Genomic DNA, 1,837 nt, shown 5'->3' with positions numbered 1-1,837 from the left:
GTCGTGGGATTCGTTCGAGGTTCCCCGCCTCCCACCCGTCACGCCGGAGTACGTCATCCCGCTGCCGTCCCTGATCCCTCCGCCGTGAGGCTTCGGATCCTCCCCGGCGGGTACTCGGCCATCTCCTGACAGGCCCCGAACCGCGGGAGACGAAGAGATGGCAGTCACCGACACGATCCTCTGGTCGCGCGAGGACGGCCCGGACCGGGTCATCGAGAACCCCCTGCCCGGCCAGACCTACCAGCTCGAAGGCGACGGCACGATCCAGAACAACACGGACGTCCCGCTGCAGCTCTACGCCCAGGACGACTCGGCCCCCACCGACCAGATCGACCCGGGCCACACGGCCCCGGCCCCGCCGGCGGAGCACTTCAGCGTCTACTGCGTGGTCTAGACGGTCCCGGATCCGGATCACCGCACACTGTCCGAGGCGGTGCCTACACTCCCGGCCATGGACGACCGCCGCATCGCCGACGCCCTCGAACAGCGCGAGCCCGTGCCCTACCCGGGCACCTGGCTGCCCGCGCCCTTCCCCGAGCGCTCGGGCCACGCGGTGATCGCCCAGGACCCCGGGCTCAGCGCGCTGGCGGTGGACCGTGCCACCGGCCACGTCCGGCTCCTCGCCGAAGACGGTGGGGCGCCGCCGGAGTTGGTCAACTCGACCGTCCGCGCCTTGGTCGACTGCTCCCGCGCCTACGCGGAGGCGGCCGCCCGCGAGATCGACGCGGACGACGAGGACGCCGGGGACGCGCTCACCGACGCGCTACTCGAACGATTCCGCGCGATCGACCCGGCGGCGGTCGATCGCGAGAACGCGTTCTGGTCGGTCGCGGCGGAGGAACTCGGGTACGGCATCACCGGCTGAGCACGGCGCCTCCCGGGGGTAGCCAAGACACCCTTGGATGTAGTACTTCTTATACATGAGCGATAAGGTCCACAACAGACTGTCGGTGGTGCGTGCCGAGCGGAACGTGACGCGGCGGGCGTTGGCGGCCGCCGTCGGGGCGCACTACCAGACGATCGGGCACATCGAGCGCGGGCAGTACAACCCGAGCCTCGACCTGGCCCTGCGGATCGCGGCGTACTTCACGCTCCCCGTGGAGGCGTTGTTCTCGCTCGATCCGTTCCGACCGCTCACCGACGAGGTGTACGGCGGTACTTCACAGGCACCGAACACGAGCACACCGCAAGGGGGGGCCGTATGAGCGCCCGGCCGACCAGGTACGACGAGACCATGATCCGCGTCATGAACCGGGAGGAGGCCAGGAACTGGTACGCCGGCCACGGTCGGCGGCGGGCCTGGACGGTGGCGCACGTCGTGCTCACCGCCGCCACGCCGGCGGCGTTTCCGCTCGCCGGCGACAACGGGGCGCTGCTGATCGGCCTCGTGATCCCGCTGATCCTGCTGTGGTGCGTGTGCACCGGCGTGCTCAACTCCGCCACCCGCGGCCTGTTCGAACTCCGGGACCGTGCCCTGGACGAGCGGCAACTCGCTGACCGCGCCCAGGCGTTCACCGTCGCGCACCGGGTGCAGCTGTCGTTGACGCTGGCCGTCGTCGGCGGCCTCGGCCTCCTCCACCTGCTGGCGGACGAGGGCGTCTCCGCCGAGGTGCTGCTCGCCGCCCTGTTCGGTCTGGGCCTCACGCAGTGGCTGCTGCCGCTGTGGACCGCGGTGCTCCGCACGCCGGACGAGCCCGCGGACGACGACGTGGAGCCGGCCGCCGCCTGACCCCCTCGCCCCGGGGCCCGATAGGGCAGAGTGGCTGCCCGTGGAAGCACTGCGGGGCCAGGATCCGGTGGCCATAGGGGAGTTCACGCTGCTGGCGAGGCTGGGGGC

3 protein-coding genes and 1 pseudogene are annotated in these 1,837 nt (G+C 71.3%); all 4 read left to right on the top strand.

Going from position 1 to position 1,837, the window contains the following annotated elements; all coding sequences use genetic code 11:
• Nucleotides 1-157 precede the first annotated feature (157 nt).
• The 4 genes and pseudogenes from E1283_RS35815 to E1283_RS35800 all read left to right on the top strand — a co-directional run bounded on the left by E1283_RS35815 (nt 158) and on the right by E1283_RS35800 (nt 1,729).
• The gene (locus tag E1283_RS35815) at nt 158-394 is read left to right on the top strand and encodes a hypothetical protein (protein WP_132822334.1); all 237 of its coding nucleotides are present in this window, start codon (nt 158-160) and stop codon (nt 392-394) included.
• Nucleotides 395-412: 18 nt separating this feature from the next.
• Nucleotides 413-865 (top strand): annotated as a pseudogene (locus E1283_RS35810) (SUKH-4 family immunity protein); the annotation flags it as partial.
• A 55-nt stretch (nt 866-920) separates the two neighbouring features.
• Entirely contained in the window at nt 921-1,205 is a 285-nt protein-coding gene (locus E1283_RS35805; RefSeq protein ID WP_132822332.1) for a helix-turn-helix transcriptional regulator, read from the top strand.
• The gene (locus E1283_RS35800; protein WP_132822331.1) at nt 1,202-1,729 is read left to right on the top strand and encodes a hypothetical protein; all 528 of its coding nucleotides are present in this window, start codon (nt 1,202-1,204) and stop codon (nt 1,727-1,729) included. Before E1283_RS35805 ends, E1283_RS35800 begins: the two co-directional genes overlap by 4 nt.
• The last annotated feature ends 108 nt before the right edge of the window (nt 1,730-1,837 follow it).

This window comes from Streptomyces hainanensis (assembly GCF_004348415.1).
Taxonomy (GTDB): domain Bacteria; phylum Actinomycetota; class Actinomycetes; order Streptomycetales; family Streptomycetaceae; genus Streptomyces; species Streptomyces hainanensis.
The sequence above is the reverse complement of the archived record's forward strand: the minus strand, read 5'-3'. Positions and strand labels throughout refer to the sequence as shown.

Excerpts from the sequence above, each read along its gene's own strand:
- E1283_RS35805 (WP_132822332.1), top strand. The coding sequence starts at position 921 with ATGAGCGATAAGGTCCACAACAGACTGTCGGTGGTGCGTGCCGAGCGG.
- E1283_RS35800 (WP_132822331.1), top strand. The coding sequence starts at position 1,202 with ATGAGCGCCCGGCCGACCAGGTACGACGAGACCATGATCCGCGTCATG.
- E1283_RS35815 (WP_132822334.1), top strand. The coding sequence starts at position 158 with ATGGCAGTCACCGACACGATCCTCTGGTCGCGCGAGGACGGCCCGGAC.